15 protein-coding genes are annotated in these 21,310 nt (G+C 48.1%); 5 read left to right on the top strand and 10 right to left on the bottom strand.

Translation table 11 applies throughout. The annotated features are described in order from the left end of the window. The first annotated feature begins 67 nt into the window (after positions 1–67). From IKG78_RS16605 to IKG78_RS16585, 5 genes are all read left to right on the top strand, one after another. Positions 68–1,870 (top strand): glycosyl hydrolase, encoded by a 1,803-nt coding sequence (locus tag IKG78_RS16605; protein ID WP_290945541.1) that lies wholly within the window; start codon positions 68–70, stop codon positions 1,868–1,870. A 65-nt stretch (positions 1,871–1,935) separates the two neighbouring features. After that, positions 1,936–3,837: a glycosyl hydrolase gene (locus IKG78_RS16600; protein ID WP_290945539.1), complete on the top strand. Its 1,902-nt coding sequence runs from the start codon at positions 1,936–1,938 to the stop codon at positions 3,835–3,837. Positions 3,838–3,902: 65 nt separating this feature from the next. After that, positions 3,903–6,329: a DUF3536 domain-containing protein gene (locus IKG78_RS16595; RefSeq protein WP_290945537.1), complete on the top strand. Its 2,427-nt coding sequence runs from the start codon at positions 3,903–3,905 to the stop codon at positions 6,327–6,329. Continuing rightward, the gene (hpt, locus tag IKG78_RS16590; RefSeq protein WP_290945535.1) at positions 6,322–6,843 is read left to right on the top strand and encodes a hypoxanthine phosphoribosyltransferase; all 522 of its coding nucleotides are present in this window, start codon (positions 6,322–6,324) and stop codon (positions 6,841–6,843) included. The genes IKG78_RS16595 and hpt overlap by 8 nt, the downstream gene beginning before the upstream one ends. After that, on the top strand, positions 6,840–7,367 hold the full coding sequence (locus IKG78_RS16585; RefSeq protein WP_290945533.1) for a hypothetical protein: 528 nt from the start codon (positions 6,840–6,842) through the stop codon (positions 7,365–7,367). Before hpt ends, IKG78_RS16585 begins: the two co-directional genes overlap by 4 nt. A gap of 125 nt (positions 7,368–7,492) precedes the next feature. On the opposite strand, the gene queA is transcribed toward IKG78_RS16585, so the two are convergent. From queA to IKG78_RS16535, 10 genes are all read right to left on the bottom strand, one after another. Further along, a complete protein-coding gene (queA, locus tag IKG78_RS16580; protein WP_290945531.1) occupies positions 7,493–8,539 on the bottom strand; it encodes a tRNA preQ1(34) S-adenosylmethionine ribosyltransferase-isomerase QueA in 1,047 nt (348 codons plus the stop codon). A gap of 2 nt (positions 8,540–8,541) precedes the next feature. After that, positions 8,542–9,522, bottom strand: coding sequence for a WYL domain-containing protein (locus IKG78_RS16575; protein ID WP_290945529.1), 981 nt, complete (start codon positions 9,520–9,522; stop codon positions 8,542–8,544). A gap of 14 nt (positions 9,523–9,536) precedes the next feature. Next, on the bottom strand, positions 9,537–10,721 hold the full coding sequence (locus IKG78_RS16570) for a BON domain-containing protein (RefSeq protein WP_290945527.1): 1,185 nt from the start codon (positions 10,719–10,721) through the stop codon (positions 9,537–9,539). A 174-nt stretch (positions 10,722–10,895) separates the two neighbouring features. Further along, positions 10,896–12,368: a glutamate--tRNA ligase gene (gltX, locus tag IKG78_RS16565; protein ID WP_290945525.1), complete on the bottom strand. Its 1,473-nt coding sequence runs from the start codon at positions 12,366–12,368 to the stop codon at positions 10,896–10,898. 180 nt (positions 12,369–12,548) lie between these two features. Continuing rightward, positions 12,549–14,324, bottom strand: coding sequence for a DNA repair helicase XPB (locus IKG78_RS16560; RefSeq protein WP_290945523.1), 1,776 nt, complete (start codon positions 14,322–14,324; stop codon positions 12,549–12,551). 101 nt (positions 14,325–14,425) lie between these two features. After that, positions 14,426–15,325, bottom strand: coding sequence for a helix-turn-helix domain-containing protein (locus tag IKG78_RS16555; RefSeq protein WP_290945521.1), 900 nt, complete (start codon positions 15,323–15,325; stop codon positions 14,426–14,428). A gap of 181 nt (positions 15,326–15,506) precedes the next feature. Beyond that, positions 15,507–16,442, bottom strand: coding sequence for a UDP-glucuronic acid decarboxylase family protein (locus IKG78_RS16550; RefSeq protein ID WP_290945519.1), 936 nt, complete (start codon positions 16,440–16,442; stop codon positions 15,507–15,509). Positions 16,443–16,508: 66 nt separating this feature from the next. Beyond that, complete coding sequence (locus tag IKG78_RS16545; protein ID WP_290945517.1) at positions 16,509–18,107, bottom strand: Na+/H+ antiporter NhaC family protein; 1,599 nt, start codon at positions 18,105–18,107, stop codon at positions 16,509–16,511. A 139-nt stretch (positions 18,108–18,246) separates the two neighbouring features. Next, positions 18,247–20,433: a polysaccharide biosynthesis tyrosine autokinase gene (locus IKG78_RS16540; protein ID WP_290945516.1), complete on the bottom strand. Its 2,187-nt coding sequence runs from the start codon at positions 20,431–20,433 to the stop codon at positions 18,247–18,249. Positions 20,434–20,514: 81 nt separating this feature from the next. Further along, positions 20,515–21,240, bottom strand: a complete 726-nt coding sequence (locus tag IKG78_RS16535) for a WecB/TagA/CpsF family glycosyltransferase (protein ID WP_290945514.1) — start codon at positions 21,238–21,240, stop codon at positions 20,515–20,517. Between the last annotated feature and the right edge of the window lie 70 nt (positions 21,241–21,310).

The following is a 21,310-nucleotide window of genomic DNA, read 5'->3' as shown; positions in this document are numbered from 1 at the left end:
CCTTGATTTTCAGCTGCAAGAATATAGATTTAAAGAATGTAGATTTAGAAGAGGTATATGGATGTTTATGAAGAATTTTAATTACAGAAATATTGTCGCTGCGGCAACTTTCGCTGCACTCGCAGGCACCGCTTTTGCTGCCACTCCCATCCGCCTCGAAGCCGAAGATGCCATCCTCGCTGATGACCACAAAGTCCTTGTTGTTGCCGATGCTAAAGCTTCGGGCGGAAAGTTCGTCGATATGAAAGACGGTAATTTGGAATTCAAAGTGACTGTTCCTGTGACGAGCTATTACACGCTTTGGGCTAATTACCAAATACCTTCGGAATCGACCAGCAAAATCCAAAATTTGACCGTCAACGGAACTTCCGCCGGGCAAATTTCGTTCGGCATATCCGACAATTTCACGACCATCAAAGGCGCTGGCAAAATCAAGCTTACTGCAGGCGAAAACGTAATAGGCATAGTCCACAGCTGGGGCTACGTGAACCTCGATTATATCGAACTCACGGAGTACGAAGCAAGCCCTTGGAATATTTCGCAATCGCCTGTGACACCGGAACCGACCGAAAGTGCTCAAAAACTCTACAACTTTTTGCTTGAAAATTTCGGCAAGCACGTGATTAGCGGAGTCATGACGGACCGCCCTTTCGAAAATGACGGCAAATATACTCCGCAAGATTTCTCGACGCAGACGGAACTCAAGTACATCCATGACGCAAGCGGCAAGAATGTTGTCCTTGTGGGATTTGACTTTATGCATAGTTCGGGAAAAAATTCAGAGGAATTGTGGTTTCAGGGATACACGCACGCTTCGCTCGAAATGGCAAAAGCCGTATGGAAGGCTGGCGGCATCCCGCAATTCAACTGGCATTGGAAAGACCCGATGCACGAAGTTGAAGCGTTCTATACAAAGTCTAGCGGAAACACTCCTTACACCGAATTCAGCATTGGCAAGGCTTACGACGAATCGACCGGCAAATGGAAAACAGAAAGCGATGAATACAAAGCTATTATGCGCGATATGGAAATGGTTGCCGATTCGCTTTTGACCTTGCAAAAAGAAGGTGTCGCCGTTCTTTGGCGACCGCTCCACGAAGCTAGCGGCAAGTGGTTCTGGTGGGGCACTGACGGAGCAAAACCTTGCGTCGCTTTGTACAAACTTATGTTCGATCTCTTTGTGAACAAGAAAGGACTCCACAACTTGATTTGGGTGTGGACAACGGACGAAGCGACGGATGCTCTCGACTGGTATCCGGGCGACGAATATGTAGATGTTGTTGGCCGCGATTATTATTACTATCCGCGTGAATCGAACCACTCTAGCCTTGTCGGGAGTTTTGAAACCGTGAAGGAAATGTTTGGCGGCAGAAAAATCGTGACGCTCAGCGAAAACGGCTCTGTGCCTTACCCCGACGAAATGAAGGCCGATGGTGCGAACTGGAGTTGGTTCATGCCGTGGTATGGCGATTACGCGATGGAAAGCTGGGCGAACGACAACAACAAGGAATCGTGGAAAACCGTGATGAACAACGAATACACCTTGACGCTCGAAGATATGCCCGGCTGGGACAATTATAAAATCGAGGAACAACACACGACCAGCATTGAGAACAGGTTGCATGTGCAAAAGTCTGCCGTAAATTTGTCTGTTATCGGCAAGAATTTGCTGATTAGCGTGTCTGGCTCGAACTCCGCAAACGCCACTGCAAAAATCGCGATTTTCGACATGCAGGGCAATCAGATGATGTCGCGTGACGTTCAAGCCGCAAGAGCAAACATCAACTTGAGCGAAATCGCCGCCGGGCAGTACATCGTGAAAGTGCAAGGGAACGGATTTAAGCAAAGCAATAGGATTCTGGTAAAGTAACTGAAAAAATGGTGATCCCGGCACTGTGGCCGGGATGACAATGCAAAAAAAAATGGAGTGTGATTATGGGATGTAAATTAATCGCGGGCGTATGTTCCGCAATGGCAATTGCCACAGCGGTCGCGGCAACATCTGCTTATGCTGCGCCGACAACGTACGAAGCCGAAAGTCAACCCGGCGTTGACGCAGCTTCGATTGTATCTGCTGAAGGATTTTCGGGCGGCAAGTACGTGAAGCCCGGCACAGACGGCTTTACATTCAAAGTCAAAGTCGAAGAAACGGCCGTCTATGACTTCACCACGAAAGTTCTCATCAAGCAGTACGACTGGTTTGAATCGAAGATTGCCGTGAACGGCACAGAAGCAGGCTCTTTGCTCACCAAGCCGCGCACTTGCGACTCCGCATTCGTGATTACCGCTTCTGCCAAAATGCGTGCTGGCGAAAACACAGTTACCGTCGGTAACGGTGGCGCTCTTGGCGTTGATTACATTACCGTCGAACGCCATCCGGATCCAACGTACACAATTAGCGAAGCCCCTGTCACGCCCGAAGCTACGGAATCGGCACGCAAAGTCTATAGTTTCCTCCGCGAAAACTTTGGCAAGAACACCATCAGCGGCATGATGATTAGCGATCAGAATTTCAATTACGATTACGGCAACATGCGGCTCATTCCGCCGGGCGGCTGCACACCCGCCGATTCCTGCAAGTTCAGCGATGAAGAAGTCTCGTGGAAGGGCCAGACAGACATTGCCGAATTCTACAAGCGTTCGGGGCATTATCCTGCAATTGGCGGCTTCGACATGCTCTTTGCGGCAGGCGGCCATCATGAAGAAGGCTGGTTCAAGGGCTACACCGAAAACAATCTCGTGATGACCGAGCAGCTGTGGAAAATGGGCGGCATCCCGACTTACACCTGGCACTGGAAAGTCGGCGAAGACACTGTTTTCTACACTAAGGACGCTTATCCGAGCAACGGATTTAAAGCAAGCGGATGCACCGAAGGCATCAAGGGCACAAGCGAGAACAACACCTGCTTTAACTACACCAAGGCATTCAAGGGTGACAAGTGCGAAGAACTCAACGAGACCTCACAAGAATACAAGGACATCGTCGCCGATGTCGATATCGTTTCGGGTTACTTTAAGCAACTGCAAGAAAAAGGCATTGCCGTTATCTGGCGTCCGCTTCACGAAGCTAGCGGCGGCTGGTTCTGGTGGGGTGTTGGCAGTGGCGACTGCTACAAACAGCTTTACCGCCTTGTCTTTAACCGCATGGTAAAAACAAACGGCCTCAAGAACTTGATTTGGGTCTGGAACATCAATACCGACCCGCAATTCGGTTACGATTACAGTGCACTCAATGCCGCCTGGTATCCGGGCGACGAATATGTCGATATCGTTGCTGTTGACATTTACGAACCGCTTAACAACCATAATTCCGGAGCTAATTACTACAACAAAATCGTAAGCGATGTCGGCACGAACAAGATGATTGCCTTGAGCGAAAACGGAGCCATTCCGGATATCGACAGCATAGCCGAAGACAAGGCCAATTGGAGCTATTGGATGACCTGGAGCCAGACCTGGAGCGGGAACTTCTTGGAAAAGACTCCTGCGGACATGTGGAAGAAGAACCTCGAAGACAAGCGCGTCATTGCACTTGACAATATGCCGGGTTGGGATAAAGTCTCTGTTAGTACACCTGCTCCGAGGCGTAATCCCAAAGTTGCAAATAACATAGCGATAGCCATGAACGGTAAAAAACTTTCGCTTTCGACGGGCGAACAAGGCTATGCCTCCGTCACCGTTTTTGACTTGACCGGGCACCGCGTCGCAACGCTTTTGCAAGGCCATATTTTGGCAGGAACGCATGAACTGAGCCTTCAGTCGCTCGCCGCCGGGAACTACATAGTCAAGGCGAGTGTCGGTAATCACGGCTCAATGCAAATTTTGCGTTTAAAATAGCGTGAGCTGAAACATGTATTCTAAAAAAAAGGTTCACATTTGAACCTTTTTTCTATTTTTACGGCATGACCGAAAAAAATCCCCTTTATTTTACTATTCACGGACACTTTTACCAGCCACCTCGCGAAAACCCCTGGACCGGCGTTATCGAAAACCAGCCCAGTGCGCGTCCGTTCCACGACTGGAACGATAGAATTGCAAGCGAGTGCTACAGTCCGAACTCTGCAAGCCGTATTTTAAATTCTAATGGAAAAATTGCGGATATCGTCAACAACTACGATTTCATGAGCTTCAACATTGGCCCCACCCTCATGGGATGGATCCGCACCAACACGCCGGACACTTACAAGCGTATTCAAGAAGCTGACAAAAGCAGCCAAGAACGCATGAACGGCCACGGCAACGCCATTGCCCAAGTCTATAACCACATCATCATGCCGCTCGCAAGCGAACAGGACAAACGCACGCAAATCCGCTGGGGCATTGAAGATTTCAAGTTCCATTTCGGTCGCATGCCCGAAGCCATGTGGCTTGCCGAAACCGCCATCAACTTCGAGACCGTTGTTGAACTCATCAAGGCGGGCATCAAGTTCACCATTCTTTCGCCGACGCAGGCCGACAAATTCCGCAAGTTTGGCGATAAAAAGTGGACGGATTGCAGCAATACGAATATCGATACGACTCGTCCGTACCGCATTTATCCGCGCGATAAAGAAGGAAACCTCGTCTGCAACGGATACCTCGACGTATTCTTCTACAATCCGTGGCTTTCGAGCGCTGTCGGATTCGAGCACTTGCTCCGCGATGCCGGAACGTTCGGAAACCGCATCAAGAGCGCTTGGGACGCAAACCGCAGCGATCCGCAGCTTGTCAGCATTGGCACTGATGGCGAATCTTACGGCCACCACGAACCGTTTGGCGATATGTGCGCCGCATGGCTTTACAACAAGTTTGCACCAGAAAACAACATGGTTCCCGTGAACTACGGCTGGTTCCTCGAAAAGTTCCCGCCGGAAAACGAAGTCGTACTCAAGAATTTCTATGGCGAAGGCTGTGCTTGGAGCTGTGCTCACGGCGTTGGTCGCTGGTACAGGGATTGCGGATGCTCCACTGGCGGCGGCCCCGATTGGAATCAGAAATGGAGAGGCCCGCTCCGCGACGCTTTCAACCATCTCAAAGAAATTGCAGACAATATCTTCGTTCGCGAATTCGAAAAGATTTCAAAAGTCGATCCGTGGGAAGCCCGTAACAACTACGTTCAAGTGCTTGTCGCCCCCGAAGACGAATCCCGCAAGGAAAACTTCTTGAAGGAAACGCTCCAGAATCCAGACAAGCAAGAAGACCGCGCCAAGGCCATCAGGCTTCTTGAAATCCAGAAGTTCTGCTTGTTCAGCTTTACAAGCTGCGGTTGGTTCTTCAACGATATCGAAGGGCTCGAACCGGTGCAGAACATGCGTTACGCACTCCGCGCCATGCAACTCTTGAAGCCGTTCCTCCCGATGGGAGACAATCTCAAGAGCGAAATCCTTTACATTCTCGCCCGTGCGACCAGCAACGAACACAAGTGGAACGGTGCTGAAGTCTTCACGAAGTACGCCGAAGAGAACGTCCCGTCCGTCATCAAGCAGATGGCAGAACGCGCCGCGATTTACCACCTCGAACTCGAAGACGATTACCTCAACAAGGATTCCCGCATCACGGCGACAAAGATTGCATCCCGCCGCCGCCAGACGTTGGTGCGCACTTCTTACGAAGACAAGGATCTTGGCGAATCTTGCGTGACTACGAACTTGGTCATAACGGACCAGCTTAGCCGCGTGAACATCGTCGTTGCCATGGGCGAGGAACAGGATAGCGGGCTTCGCTTTGTCTCGGACCCGAACATGACAACGGAAGAACTCCATGAACTCCATCCGACGGCATACGTTGTCCGCATGAGCAATCTCGCGAGTGACTCCCTCAAGCGTATCAACCAGCTTTCGACGCAGAAGCACTTGGCGAACATCACGAAGTCGTTCTCCGGCTTTGCCTTGAACCACGGCGTTTCCATTGATAGCCTTGCCGACCCGGACCACACGTTGCCGGACACCATGCGTAAAATTCTTACCGTGGAAATCAACGCTCGCATTCACCATGGTGCATTGGAACTTTTAAACGAGCACAACAAGGCGACCATCAAGGAAATCCATGAACTCATCACCGAAGCGACGGCACTCAAGACGAGGTTTAGCTTTGGCGGCTTGGGCCACATGTTCTTCCACAAGCTTACGCTGCTCATTGACGAAGTTTCAAAGAAGTTCAATGCGAAAACGCTTAACTACATCACGGACCTTATCTCAGTTGCGGATTGGTTGAACTTGTTCATCAACAAGACTTCTCTTGAAAACCACGTCTTTGGAATTTACAAGCAGTACAAAGCCGACCCGAAGGGTAAATTTGCGGCGTTGAAGCCCATGTTCCAGTGGTTGAACTTTGAGGTCTTTGATGTATAAATTGTCGAAAGCCCCGCTTATTTCAGCGCAGCAAATAGACACGCGTTTGGAATCGCTCGCCCAAGAATTGAAGGCGTTCGATTTCGACGTGATTTTATCGGCTCTTACCGGTAGCTATATGTTTTCGGCAGACATTTCCCGACGTATCGCAAATCCTAAGTTGCAAATTGCATTCATCAAGGCTTCGAGCTACGGCGACTCCACGGAGTCCAACGGAAAAGTCAAAATTAGCGGGCTTGGCGACATTGACATTAAAGACAAACGCATTTTAGTAATCGACGATATCCTTGATACGGGCAACACAATGAAATCATTGGTGGAATCTCTTGCGGAGCTTGGCCCCGCATCCATCAAGACTTGTGTATTGCTGAACAAGGAATCTAGGCGAGTGGTGGATTGTCATGCCGACTTTGTCGGCTTTGAAATTGAAAATAAATTTGTGGTGGGTTACGGTCTCGATTACGCAAACGATTACCGCACCCTGCCCGAAATATGGACTCTTGAAGAAGTATGACAGAAGAGAATAATAACAACGTAGAAAATGACGACTTGAACGAAGTCAAGAAACACGCCACCCAAACGTTCGCCGCCATCGAACGCAGCTTTTCTCGCATGGCATTCCGCAAGAGGAATACGATTAGAATTATCGTCTGCCTGTTGTTCTTTATCTTGGGCTACCAAGCGAATAACTTGTTCCGTAGCGGCATCCCGACCGAAAAAATTATCGAAAAAATTGCAGCCCAGCCGGACTTGCCCAATAGCAAATGCAAGTTCCGCTATGACCGCCCGATGGAATACGCCATCATGCACGAATGCATTTTTTCGCACGATACGCCGACAAATGAAACCAAGTTAATCCAGCGTATCAATTACTGTTCTTGTGCATTGGAACGCGTACAAAAAAAGAAACCCTTCCAGAAAATGTTCGAAAACAATCTGGAGGACTTCACTTTCAAGATTCGCGAAGAAATTCTCTGCAAGGATGAAAAAATTCCGCCTGCACTGGAAATCGAATCCGAATCTTCTACCGCAAAATAGTTTTTTATACAATCGACCCCGGCACAGTGGCCGGGGTGATATTTTTTGTCGTTATCATCTCGGACTCTGTGACCGAGGTGATATTTTTTATTGTCATCCCGGATTTATTCCGGGATCAGTTTTTATTAAAGGATTAGCATTCCGTCGCCGTAGCTGAATAATTTAAGTTTATTCTCTACGGCCATTTTGTATGCGGCTAAAGTATTTTCACGGCCATAGAACGCAGACACGAGTAAAATCAAAGAACTCTTTGGCCAATGGAAGTTTGTCAAAAGCCCATCGACGAGTTTATACTTATAACCCGGATAGAAGAATGCGTATGTCACGCCCTTTTGCGGCTTCAAGAATCCGTTCGCATCGGCAATCGTCTCGACCACGCGAGTGCTTGTCGTGCCGACAGTAACGATGCGGCCTCCTTCGCGCTTGGCCTTGTTGATGATGTCTGCGTTTTCTTTCGTCAGTTCGTAGTGTTCTCCGTGCATTTTGTGCTGCGAAAAATCTTCGACGGAAATGTTCTGGAACGTTCCCGGCCCTACATGGAGCGTGACTTCGGCGACATAGACGCCTTTCGCTTTCAAGTCAGCAAGCATTTGTTCGCTAAAGTGGAGACTTGCAGTCGGAGCGGCAACGGCACCGGCGTATTTTGCAAAAATCGTCTGGTACGCTTTCTTGTCGTCTTCGTCATCGGGGCGATCGATGTAAGGCGGCAGCGGAACGTGCCCTTCCTTGTTCATGACCTCTTCCATTTCAGCAGGAGTCTTTGCAAAACGCAAAACGCGGTTGCCGTCTTCTTCATGAACTTCTTCCACGAACGTGCGAACGCCTGCCAGCGTGAGTTCTCGCCCGACTTGGAACGCCTTGCCCGGATGCACTTTGGCTTCAAAGCGGGCTTCACCTGCTTCGGAGGGGTTCAGCGCCTGCACCAAGAGAACTTCGACTTGGCCGCCAAATTGCGTCTCGCCGTATAGACGAGCGGGAATCACCTTCGTATTGTTCACCACGAGGCAATCGCCAGGACGGAACAAATCGACGATTTCCGGAGCCTTCATGATACGGCGTTCACCGCCATTCTTCGGGCAATAGAGAATATGGGTTTTGCCTTTCCCTGCCGTGCGGCTCGCAATCAGTTCTTTAGGGAATTCAAAGTTAAAGTCAGAAAGACGACATTCCATTGTTACGCCTTCATTTCCTTCAATGTAGCTTTCAATTTATCAATCATTTCGGTTTTCAGCGATTCCGGCTTCAAAATTTTGACATCTTGGAGCACGCCGAAAAGCCAAGTCTTAAAGTCTGGTGTCAAGCGGAGCTTTAAATTGACAACCATATCGCCATTGTCTTCGTTGATTTCTGCATTCGGCGAGAAACGAGATTTCAAGAATTGCGTCTTGAGCCAGTTCGACTTGATGAGAAGTGAAACTGTTTGCGGATCTTCAGCCGAAACGTACTTTCCAAACGCATACTTGTAATGTTCATCTGCGTTAAACGGCTCACGTAACGGAATGGCAGAAATGTTGGTCTGGGTGAGGTTGACGATATTTTCTACAAGGTAATTCTTGAAAACATGTGTTTCCGGGAACGTATCGTCTGCGGCAATCAAGTACAATGTGTCAATGCGCATGATGAGTTTTACCGGGCTTACTTCAACCGTTTTCTTTTCGGTGCCTTCGTTTGTGCTCTTGTACGAAATGCGAATCTTGAAACCATCGCGAATAGCTTTCAAAAGCCTTGATACCATCGCATCTTGAGCTTTGTGGTCGCAGAACGGACCGTAATCCATGATGTAATTGGGGTCGAGCGTAATCGCTTCGGCTTTGAAATTATCGGGGTCCGTAGTCTGCATGGATGTGATAACACTATCGATGAGCTTGCGGTTTTTCAAATCCACAGGAGTGGTGTCATCCATCGTCTTTTTCAGTTTTTCAAGCTGCTTGACTATTTTTTGGTTGAAATCGAGCTTTTCGGCAGTTTGGATAACGTAGAACGTTTCACCATCTTTCTTGTACTTGTGAAGTCCGCAGTTTTCTTGTTGCAAAGCATCCAAGTGACGGAAGATGGTTCTTGGCCCACAATCCATGGCTTTGGCAAGCATCGTCACCGTCATCGGGTAACGGAGTTTACTTTTAATTTTGTTGATTTTTTCGTATCCAGATGCCATATTACCCCTCCTTTTTAAGGCTTGAAAATTCTAAGGCGGTTTCCGACCGATACAGACTTTGTAAGGCCAGCAACCACTAAAAGTGCAAATTCACGTTGTGCGATATTTTTGACTCGCCCTTCGACCAAGTATCTGTTTCCCACGTATGTCACGCGAACAAATATATCTTTCAAGAAGTGGATAGAGGCGATTCTATCCATAATTTTATGACAAAGTTCCTTTTGCCCGAGATTCTTTTTTAAAATTGCAGTTCCAGATAAATTTAACGAGATGATTCCTGGAATGTTTTCAATTTGGGATCTCAATTCTGTTGGATAAACTTCGTCTTCATAATAAAATGTCACTTGAGCGTTGCCCGATTTTACTTTGACTTTGTACTTAAAAATCGGGATTGTAGCATCGTCGAGAACATCCCAAACGCATCGTTCCAAATCGCTATCGGACATTTTGGAATTTTTCCGCACGCGTACCATGTTGACGCATCCGCGAATGCCCGACATGTCATTGACGCATTCGCCAACCGCTTTTTTTGTCGCAAGGCTATTTACAAAACCTTTTAAATAAACGATTCCCTGCCCTGCTTCTACGGTCACTTCTTCGCTGAGTCCGTTCGAAAGATGTTCCAGCCTTTTACGTACGACAAAAGCGACTTCGTCATTCGGCGGATTTTCGGCATAGCGCGGATAGCTGATGAAAATCATCATGCCGTCGTCCATCAATGCGACGAGTTTATCTTTAGTCTCGTCCTTTACAACTCCGACCGCGATGCCAAACTGCTTGCGGAGCACATGATAAACGTGATCTCCCAATAACGTATAAACGCTTTGTGCCGGCAAAAGTTTGTAGCCGTCAGGCGATTCCTCATGGTCAATGGCAATCTTTGGACCTTCGTACTTTTCGTCGGTAAGTCCATTCCTTTTATAGACGACGATATCCTTGTCTTGCGATTGGAAAAAGCTCTTGACAACGCAAGGCCTTATCGCCCCGTCAAAATAAATCCAGTCACCGGGAAAAATACGGTTGTGACCATAAATTTTTGCGTATTCAGAATGAACATCGTCTTTGCGGCAGAACGCAAATTCCTGCGAAAATGCGACATGAAACGTTGCGCAGTGTGTACAAACACAGAGCAGCGGGATGCCTTTTTCTAATCCCCCATACGTCGAAAACTCTTCCATGGCGCAAATGTCATGGAGCACAGCCCGCCTGCATTGCCTACAGTATAGCTGCTGAGAGTATAACTTATAAGGGAAAAATTGACGCATGGATTGAGGGTAGTGGTTAGTGGTTGGTGATTAGTGGTTAGGGATGTAATAGGGAACGTTTTAATTACAATTCCTGTTTACTAACCACTGCTTACTAACCACTATATTCTACTTCATCATCGGCATTGCCACGTCGATGCGGCGGAGCGTTTCTTCCTTACCGAGCAACTCGAAGAGTTCCCACAAGCCAGGGCCAGCCGTCACGCCGGAGACCGCAAGGCGCGGAGCACCGACGAGTTCGCCGACTTTGTGACCGCAACGTTCTGCAAGTTCATAGAATCCTTTTTCGATGACCGGAGTCTTGAAGTCTTCGATAGAAGCGAGCATATCGCGAACAAGCGTTGCCAGTTCCTTGGAGCCTTCGCCAAAGTGCTTCTTCACGCCCTTTTCGTCGTAGGTCGTCGGGGCGACAAAGAAATAGACCGCCATGTCAGCGAGGTCCTGCACAAAGTGGGCGCGCGGCTTGAGCTGCTTCACGATTTCGTCGAGGCGTGCTTCCGGTTCGTTCGAAAGATCGATGCCCTTTGCGGCAAGGCCTTCCTTCATGATGCCCTTGAGGAATGCGTCATCGCACATGTGGATATGCTGGCCGTTCATCCACTGGAGCTTCTTTTCGTCGAAGCTGGCGGATTTCGGGTTGATGCGTTCCAGCGTGAAGCTATCGACCATTTCCTTGATAGTCATGACTTCGCGGTCGTCGCCCGGGTTCCAGCCGAGCAGAGCGAGGTAGTTCACGAGCGTTTCTGGCAAGTAGCCGAGATCGCGGAAGTCACCGACAGAAGCGGCACCCTTGCGCTTCGAAAGCTTACCGCCGTTCTTGTCGAGAATCACCGGCAAGTGGCACCATACAGGCGGTTGCCAGCCGAAAGCCTTGTAAAGGAGTTCATGCTTCGGTGTGGAACTGATCCATTCGTCACCGCGGAGCACGTGAGTCGTACCCATAAGATGGTCATCCACGACGCTTGCAAAATGGTAGGTCGGGTAACCGTCGCGCTTGATGAGCACGAGGTCGTCCAAAAGTTCGTTCTGGTAGCTGATGTGGCCGCGAATCATATCATCGAATTCGGTCACGCCAGTTTCTGGCACCTTGAAGCGGATGACAGCCTTTTCGCCAGCGGCAATGCGGGCTTCGGCTTCTTCGCGGGAAATATTACGGCAATGGCGGTCGTAACCGGTCACCGGCACATGAGACTTTTCCTGTTCGGCGCGAACTTCCTGCAGGCGTTCTTCGGTGCAGAAGCAGTAGTAGGCGCAGCCAGCATCCAAAAGCTTCTTGATTTCACGGTGGTAAATGTCCAAGCGTTCGCTCTGGAAATACGGACCGCAATCGCCTTCGCAACCCGGACCTTCATCCCACTGGAGGCCGAGCCACTTCAGGTCGCGCATCAAGTCGTGCAAAGCTGTTTCGTTATAACGTTTGCGGTCGGTATCTTCGATACGCAGATAGAACGTACCGCCCATGTGTTTAGCAAAGAAGTAGTTGTAAATAGCGGTACGCGCACCGCCCACATGCAGGTAGCCCGTCGGGCTCGGGGCAAAACGGACACGGACTGGACGGTTAGAATTGCAATTTTCGCACATAGATTCCTCTTTTTGATTTTACATGTCAAAAAATAGCAATTTATAAAGAGGATATAATTGCAGAATTTTATTTATACATCAATATAAACGTTTTTAGCAAAGAAAAAATGGGAAGTCCCCAAATGACAATGTTTAACATTATCTTCAGGAAACTTCCCAATAAGCTTATATCTTATGCGATTATGCTCTTGCAGCAAGTTCTTCGGGCGTGCGGCTGAGAATGTCCCAATCACCACGCTTGATTATCTTGTACGCATAACCTTGTTCGGTAAGGAACAGCTGGCGGTTCATTGCAAATTCCTGTTCCTTGGAGTCCTGCGTCACGATGCTGTAAAAGTGGGCTGCACCGCCGTCGCTCTTGGGGCGGAGTACGCGGCCAAGGCGCTGGGCTTCTTCTTGGCGGCTTCCGAACGTACCCGAAATCTGGATGAGCACGTTCGCATCGGGCAAGTCGATGGCAAAGTTACCAACCTTAGAGACCATGAGGTTCTTCTGTGCGCCAGAGCGGAAGGCTCCGTAAAGCTTTTCGCGTTCCTTGTTCGGAGTTTTGCCGGTAATCAACGGAATCTGCAAATCTTCGGAAAGAGCTTCGAGCTGGTCGATGTACTGGCCGATAATGAGCACGCGGTCGTCGGGCTTGCTGAAATGCTTGAGCAATCGTTCGACGATATCCGTCTTTTCGGGGTTCGTGCTCGCAAGCGTAATCTTTTCACGAACGGGAGCAAGTGCGTACTTCATCTTGAGTTCCGGTTCCATCGGAATACGGATTTCGTTACAGTCGGCAGTGGCAATCCAGCCTTGTGCTTCCAAGATGCGCCACGGGATGTCGAACTTTTTCGGTCCGATCAAGCTGAACACTTCAGTTTCTTTGTGGTCTTCGCGAACGAGCGTTGCCGTAAGGCCCAAGCGACGAGTGGCCTGCATTTCGGTACTCAGACGGAACACCGGAGCCGGGAGCAAGTGGACTTCGTCATAAATCATGAGTCCCCACTTTTCTTGACTGAACAGCGGGAAGTTGGCGAGTTCCTTCTTGACTTCTTCTTCCGTCATTTCCGGTTCTTTGACTTCCTTATCATCGTCGCCCTTCTTGGCACGTTTGCGTTGCGTCAAGATCTGGTACGTGGCGACTGTCACCGGACCGATTTCCTTGACTTCGCCGGAGTATTCCTTCACTTGGTCGAGCGTGAGGTTCGTCTTGTCGCAAATTTCGCGGATCCACTGGCGCGAAGAAGAAATGTTCGGCGTCAGAATCAAGGTCTTAGTTTGTATTAACGCCATCGTCGCAAGTCCGATAACGGTCTTACCGGAACCGCAGGGGAGCACGATTACGCCGGAACCACCCTTTTCGCTACCGCTCGCGTAGAACACTTGTGCGGCATCCTTCTGGTAATCGCGGAGCGTGAACGGCTTACCAGAAACAGTTGTTTCGCGAAGCTTAATCGGGAGCGGGTCGCCAACGGTATAACCAGCGAGGTCTTCGACCGGGAAGCCAGCATTGGTCAGCACCATCTTGAGGTGGCCGCGACGTTCCGGATCAACAACGACATGCGTGTCGTCAATATGTTCGATGATGAACGGCTCCACATCCCTCAGTTTGCAGATTTCGAGGAACATAATTTTATCATCGGATTCCATCAGCAAACGGTCATCTTCTTTTTTAAGACGGAGCAAGCCGTAGCGTGCCATGTAGTCTTCGATTTCGGTGACGACCGACGGGGGTACGGGGTAGCGACTTTGACTATCCAAGCGTTCGAGAACTTCGGGAGCGCGGAGCCCTGTCGCCGCAGCGTTCCACAAACTCAAATGAGAAATTTTATAAGTGTGCAAGTGTTCCGGGCTTTTGACAAGCTCCGTAAAAGGTGCGATTGCATCACGTGCGGTGGTATAGTTCGGATTATCGACCTCGACCATAATTTCGAGGTTGCTTTGTACAATAATTGCGCCATTCGGATTCATAGGGCGACAAATTTAGTTAATTTAACCCGTTTTCGCAAGTCTTAAGGATTTGCTTAATTTCTTACAAATAGGATTTATAAGCCCCCAAAATCAGCACCCCCTTATTCCGCAGTTTTGCGGTAGGCTTTGGGCGAAACTCCGACAAGACGCTTGAAGAACTTTCCAAAGAAAGATACATCCGGGAAGTTCAGAATTTTCGAAACTTTTTGAATGTCTCTGGAAGACGAGCGCAGCAGGACCTTCGCATCAAGCGCAATATGTTCGTCAATCCATCGCTTGGCATTCTTGCCGGTCTGCTCTTCGGCAACAGCGGAGAGGTACTTCGGCGTAATGCCAAGTTCATCGGCATAAAACTTCACGGAATGCTGTTCGCGATGATGCTCAACAACGAGGTCAATAAACTGCGAGAATAGCACCTGTCCTCGGCTCTTGACCACGTCCGCAGTAGCAGGATCGCTCCTCATTCCAATGCATTCGTACAAGAGACCAATCAAATAATTTTTCAATATTTGCAGGCGGCACGAATTCATATCGGTCGTTTCAAACTTCTTTTTCAAGAATTCAAAGCTTGAGTTCATTTGTTCAAACTCAACTCTTTCCAATTGCATCAACGGATTTTCGCGAATTTTCAGAATCAAGCGAGTCGTGTCGTCAAAGCGTATAATCAACTCGTCGATCATATTTTTTGAACAAGCTATGCAGATGGGATCAAAATTTTCCGAAACATTCTTAGCGCGTACCACCTGTTCTGGAAAAACGACAAACAAAGAACCAGCTTCGAGTTTATAATGTTTCAAATCCAATTCAACATCAACAGAGCCGCGCCTCACAAGAAGAAGTGCCGCTGCCTGAACCTTCACGTAGTTTTCTAAACCAAGTTCCTTCAAGCTGTTGAACATGGCAATCTTGTCGGGGAACATGCTCACTTCGCGTAAAAGATTCAATATCGAAAAATCCGCAGTGCGGATGTTTGTGTTCTTATGAAAAAGGATGTTATTCATTATAGAAACATCTTAGTAAAATGTTAGGAAAACGTCAATTTTATAGACGACAAAAGCACAAGCCGCGCGACGAGAGGGGACAACAGAGCAAAGCGAGCGACGCTACCTTGGTTATCCTCAAATTCAATTGCAGGCTCGAAGCGTGTGATACTTTTCCTAAGACCTACACCTAAACCCCAAATTACATCGTCTTGAGAAGGTTGTCGAAATAAACAATCGTCTTTTCGAGGCCCTTGCGGAGCGGAATCGTCGGTTCCCAGCCGAGAGCTTCTTTTGCAAGCGAGATGTCCGGGCGGCGCATCTTGGGGTCGTCTCCGGGGAGCGGCTTATATACAATCTTACTCTTGGAACCCGTAAGGTCGAGCACTTCCTTTGCAAGTTCGAGCATCGTAAATTCGCCGGGATTGCCGATGTTCACGGGGCCAATTATCTTATCCTGATTCATCATGCGGACAAAACCTTCGATGAGGTCATCCACATAGCAGAAACTGCGCGTCTGGCTACCGTCACCGTAAATCGTAAGGTCTTCGCCGTTTAACGCCTGAACGATAAAGTTCGAAACGACGCGGCCATCGTTAGGCAACATGCGCGGGCCGTACGTATTGAAAATACGAACAATGCGGATATCAACTTTGTTCTGGCGGTGGTAATCCATGAAGAGCGTCTCGGCAACGCGCTTGCCTTCGTCGTAGCAACTGCGGATGCCGATGGGGTTCACGTTTCCCCAGTAGTCTTCGGTCTGCGGATGCACGGCTGGGTCGCCATAGACTTCGCTTGTACTGGCTTGCAAAATGCGAGCATAAACACGCTTAGCCAGCCCCAACATGTTAATAGCACCCATGACGCTCGTTTTGATCGTCTTCACCGGGTTGAACTGGTAATGGATCGGACTTGCGGGGCACGCCAAATTAAAAATGCGATCGACTTCCAAAAGAATCGGTTCAGTCACATCGTGGCGGATGAGTTCAAAATTACGGTTGTCACGCAAATGAGCGACATTCGCCATTCGTCCCGTGAAATAGTTATCAAGGCAGATAACTTCATGGCCATCGTTTAAAAGTCTTTCGCAAAGGTGACTCCCTAAGAAACCTGCACCACCAGTAACTAAACAACGCATAAAAGCTCCAAATTTTACTAACCGAGGGAAATATAGTAAAGAGGTACGAGCAATAAAGGCGACATGTTACGCCTGTGGAGTGACAGTGCGCGATTTCTTCGCTTTCGGCTTTTCTCTCTTCACTTTTATTTTCTCTTTCTTAACTTTTCCATCTCCGCTTTTTGCCTTGACGATAAAAAGAATACCCACAATGAGAGCAACTCCCAAAGCAACCGACAGCAACGCACTACGCAAGAATCCGGCCACAATAAAACATACAACACTTACTGATGCGACAAATAACGCATAAGGGAACTGCGTGTTGACGTGGTTCACATGATTACACTCAGCACCGGCACTTGCCATAATCGTCGTATCTGAAATCGGCGAAATGTGGTCACCGCAGACAGCCCCCGCCATGCAAGCCGAAATCGAAATAATCATCAATTCTGGATCCACACTGGAAAAAGCAGCAACGACAATCGGAATCAAGATACCAAATGTTCCCCAAGACGTTCCTGTCGAAAACGCAAGCCCGATTCCAACGATGAAAATAATTGCCGGCATAAAGTTCATAAGAACCGTAGCTTTCCCCGTAACAATACCCGCCACAAAATCCTTCGCTCCAAGCGTATCCGTAATTCCCTTCAAGCTCCAGGCGAGCACCAAAATAATAATAGCAGGAACCATCGCCTTGAAACCTTCAGGCAAGCATTCCAAGCACTTTCCTATCTTCAAAATGCGGCGGCCCAAAAACCAAATAACAGTCACGATAAACGCGGCAAAGCTACCATACACAAGACCAACAGAAGCATCACTTCCGCCAAACGCATCGACAAAACCTTTGTGAGCCTCTCCGCTTGCAAAATATCCGCCCGTATAAATTAATCCAAGAACGCAAAATAATATCAAAGTAACAATCGGGAACACCAAATCCAGCATGGTTCCACGAGATTGTTCAACATTTACTTTTTCCATTTTCGCATCGATCATTTCTGCTGCGGACTCGTAACTTTTCATCGGGCCAAAATCGACTTTCAAAAGAACCAAAGCAAACAAAGCGACAATCGTCAACAAAGCATAGAAGTTATATGGAATAGACTTGACAAACAAACCCAAACCATCTTCGCCTTCGACAAACCCCGTCACCGCAGCCGCCCACGAACTGACTGGAGCAATAATGCAAATCGGAGCTGCAGTCGCATCAATCAAATAAGCCAATTTTTCATGGCTCACTTTAAATTTATCCGTAACAGGGCGCATCACACTCCCCACAGTAAGGCAGTTGAAGTAGTCATCGACAAAAATCAGAATACCCAGAATAATAGTCGCAATTTGGGCTCCGACCTTAGATTTGATATGCAACTTCGCCCAATTTCCAAACGCAGCCGACGCTCCAGATTTATTCATCAAGGCAACCATCGCACCCAGCATTACAAGGAAAAAGAGGATGCCCACGTTCCACGGATCAGACACTTGCTTGACCATGCCATTCTTGAAAACGGCATCCAAAAACAGCGGAAAATCCCCTTGGCTAATAAAAAGGCCTCCAATTACAATCCCAATGAAAAGGGATGAATACGCTTCCTTTGTTATAAGGGCATGAATAATCGCCACGACTGAGGGAACCAACGCCCAAAATGTGCCATGAAAAACAGATACGACTTCAACAGCTTGCTGTTCCATAATTTACTCCTCTTTAAAAGAAATAATAAAAAAAATGCAAAATTAAAGAACCAAGCAATTCAAATTATTGCAAAAAATCCCCGATCAAGTCGGGGATGGCAGTTACGAACATTGTAAAGATGACGAATTACGAAAAAAATTATTTCTCTTTCTTATCGCCGTACCTGTAGCGGTAACCATAACCATAGCCATAGCCGTAACCATAGCCATAGCCATAAGAACTGCTATCATGGACACACTGGTTGAGCACGATGGCTTTTTTCTCCAATTTCGCCAAGCTCAACTGGTCAACCGTTTCCTGGATATTTTCCATAGAATGCTTCTTGTATTCAATAACAATCAAGCCGAAATCAACCAGCTTCGCTATCGCCTGGGCATCGGACACAAGCGAGTTTGGCGGAGTATCAATAACAACAATATCGTATTTCTGCCGGCAATCCTGCAACAGTTCCGCGAAAGCCTTAGATGCAATCATTTCACCTGGGTTCGGCGTATGGGAACCATTCGGCAAGAAATATGCACCTTCACCCAAATCCACAACAACATCTTCCAGTTTGCAGGATTTGGAGATAATGTCCGTCACGCCCTTTTCGCGCTTGTGCGAAAGCCTTGACTTGCGAAGGTCAGCATCAATGAACAGCACCCGTTTATCTTGTTTGGCAAAAAGATAAGTAAGGTTCAATGCGATAAACGATTTGCCCGCCCCCGGAGCGATACCCGTCACCATAAGCACATGGCCACCTTCATCGATGCACGAGAAATCCAAAGCTGTACGCAACGTACGAATCTTTTCTACCGCTAAATCCTCGGAATCCGCCTTCGCCAAAATAAAACGCTTGTCATCTACACCAGAAAGCTTATGACTAATCTTAGTCTTGGGAACTTTCGCATAGACGCTCACGCCGGTCTCGCGTTCGATTTCAGAGGACGACCCCACGCCGCGATTACGCAGATTGCGCAACATAAAAACAAAAACCCAGCTGAAAGCGAAACCGCCACCAAACCCGAAAAAAACTATTTTCTTACGGCTAGGCGAGACCGGCTTTTTGTGTATATAAGCCGGATCAACAATACGCACGTTACCGATTTCGCTTGCACGCACTACACGGAGTTGCTGGATGTTGTTCAAAACGGACGTATAGAGTTCATTATTAATCGAGACATCTTGCTGGAGCTTTAGCACATCCTGTTGCGTCGTTGGAAGTTTTTTCGTTTTACCTTCTTCACCAGCAAGTTCTTTTTGCAACCGTTCCTGCTGTTGCAAAATAGCCTGCATCGTAGGATGGTCCGACTTGAACAAACGAGATTTTTCTTGATACGCCTGCTGTAATGAAAGCAACTGTGTTCTTAACTCCACTTGACGTTTTAACGTACCTTGAGCCTCAGCACTTAAATCTACCGTTCCAGCCTTGTTACGGTAGCTCGTCAAAAGTTGCTGAGATGAATCCAATTTAGCCTTGATGGACGGGAGCTGCGCTTCCAAAAAAGCAAGGGATTTTTCGGCCTCGGCACTGCGCATTTCAACATTCTGGCGCACATACATCTCGGCAATGGCGTTAAGCACATCCGCAGCACGGTCAGGGTAGCGGTCCGAATAAGAAATTTCAAGGATGTTCGTATTTCTCCCCTTTTCATCCGCACTAACCGCCCCTTGCAGCCCCTCTGCCACTTTCAACACAGGAGCACTCCACAAAACAAATCTCTGCCCAGGCAACGCATTCATCGACTTAACGCAAATGGCAATAGAATCAGCCCCTACAGGAACACGGTACGTTTCGCCCACCTTGCCTTCTACGACGCTAGCCCCTAGCGGTGAAATTAATTCATACGAATCAGAAGATTTGACCTCAGCAATCCACTCCCCCTCCTTTTCTTCTTCCGTCAATGGTTCGGGCGGTTCGAATAAATCCAAGTCCATACGCCCCTCGCGATGCATAAGGCGGTCAATAAAGTCCATCGGCTCCGCACCATAATTCAAGTGCAATTTTTCGACCACAGGTATCAGTACGCTGAGACTCTTCATCAAATGAATCTCCGCCAAGGCAGGACTATGCGTTTCAAAGAGATCACCCATTTCAGCAATCGCCTTGCCACTCTTCGACTTCGTGTCCAATTGCAGCATCGCGGTACTTTGGAAAACGTCCCGGCTATAGCGGGCATAAATTACCCCCGTAATTAAACCGACAATGGAGAAAAATGCGAATATCATCCAATGACGACGGAATAAGTCGAATAGTCCGAGAACGTCTTCGGTCATATCAGTAGGCTTAAAAGACGCCATCGAAGGCAATTGTCTGTTTTGATTTTGTTCGGGTATATTAGTCATAAAGCTCCCATTTTGCAGAGCAAATATAAATATTTTTTTTCAAGCCCGATATTTACGACTTCTATGCACAGTCCGAATAGGTTACATGCCAATTTTTTCGCGGACTACATGCCCCATGAACACAACGTTACCGATGATATAGCGTTTCCACATGCGGCGCGGTTCCTTGAGCAACCTGTAGAGCCACTCCAATCCCATGCGTTGCCAAATTTCCGGAGCGCGTTTATAGGTTCCGGCAAAAAAATCGAATACAGCCCCGACAGTCCCCACATGGCAATGGATATTCAACCGGTTCCAGTTGGCATACGTCCACTTTTCCTGTTTGGGTGCAGTCATGCCAATCCACAGCAAATCAGGATTTGCCTCGTTAATCGCCCGGACCATGTTCTGGTCGTCTTCCAACGTAAACTTGGGCTTGTAGGGGGGAGAATAGGTCACCACCTCGAGGTTCGAGTAAAGCGCTGCTGACTTTTTGCGGATCAAATCAAGCACCTTTTCGCTCGACCCAAGGAACATCACCTTGCCGCCAAGCCGATTGAGACGGTGCATCTCGAATGCAAACAAATCCCACCCGGCAATGCGTTCCTTCGGTTGAGTCTTGGCCTTGAGCCAACGACACGCACGCACAATGCTGATGCCATCGGGAATCAGCACATCGCCCTTCGTCAACGCCTCTTCAAAAAGGGCATCCTTACGGGCGTTATTGTACGAAAACGCATTGATCGTGTTGATCAACAGCTTGCCATCAGGCAAATCGGCCAAATTGGCCCGACAACCGAGAAGATTGAGCTCCCTTATACTTATCATAAGTTATACCATCCGCATTGGACAATAATAGCAAATTATAAGCATTTTGCAAGTTATCTACAAAAGAAAA

The organism is Fibrobacter sp., assembly GCF_017545445.1.
GTDB lineage: Bacteria > Fibrobacterota > Fibrobacteria > Fibrobacterales > Fibrobacteraceae > Fibrobacter.
The sequence above is the reverse complement of the archived record's forward strand: the minus strand, read 5'-3'. Positions and strand labels throughout refer to the sequence as shown.

Bases quoted from the DNA above. Each gene is read 5' to 3' on its own strand.
- IKG78_RS16560 (WP_290945523.1), bottom strand. From the start codon at position 14,324: ATGAATCCGAATGGCGCAATTATTGTACAAAGCAACCTCGAAATTATG.
- IKG78_RS16555 (WP_290945521.1), bottom strand. From the start codon at position 15,325: ATGAATAACATCCTTTTTCATAAGAACACAAACATCCGCACTGCGGAT.
- IKG78_RS16575 (WP_290945529.1), bottom strand. From the start codon at position 9,522: ATGGCATCTGGATACGAAAAAATCAACAAAATTAAAAGTAAACTCCGT.
- hpt (WP_290945535.1), top strand. From the start codon at position 6,322: ATGTATAAATTGTCGAAAGCCCCGCTTATTTCAGCGCAGCAAATAGAC.
- IKG78_RS16595 (WP_290945537.1), top strand. From the start codon at position 3,903: ATGACCGAAAAAAATCCCCTTTATTTTACTATTCACGGACACTTTTAC.
- gltX (WP_290945525.1), bottom strand. From the start codon at position 12,368: ATGTGCGAAAATTGCAATTCTAACCGTCCAGTCCGTGTCCGTTTTGCC.
- IKG78_RS16540 (WP_290945516.1), bottom strand. From the start codon at position 20,433: ATGACTAATATACCCGAACAAAATCAAAACAGACAATTGCCTTCGATG.
- queA (WP_290945531.1), bottom strand. From the start codon at position 8,539: ATGGAATGTCGTCTTTCTGACTTTAACTTTGAATTCCCTAAAGAACTG.
- IKG78_RS16600 (WP_290945539.1), top strand. From the start codon at position 1,936: ATGGGATGTAAATTAATCGCGGGCGTATGTTCCGCAATGGCAATTGCC.
- IKG78_RS16535 (WP_290945514.1), bottom strand. From the start codon at position 21,240: ATGATAAGTATAAGGGAGCTCAATCTTCTCGGTTGTCGGGCCAATTTG.
- IKG78_RS16585 (WP_290945533.1), top strand. From the start codon at position 6,840: ATGACAGAAGAGAATAATAACAACGTAGAAAATGACGACTTGAACGAA.
- IKG78_RS16550 (WP_290945519.1), bottom strand. From the start codon at position 16,442: ATGCGTTGTTTAGTTACTGGTGGTGCAGGTTTCTTAGGGAGTCACCTT.
- IKG78_RS16605 (WP_290945541.1), top strand. From the start codon at position 68: ATGAAGAATTTTAATTACAGAAATATTGTCGCTGCGGCAACTTTCGCT.
- IKG78_RS16545 (WP_290945517.1), bottom strand. From the start codon at position 18,107: ATGGAACAGCAAGCTGTTGAAGTCGTATCTGTTTTTCATGGCACATTT.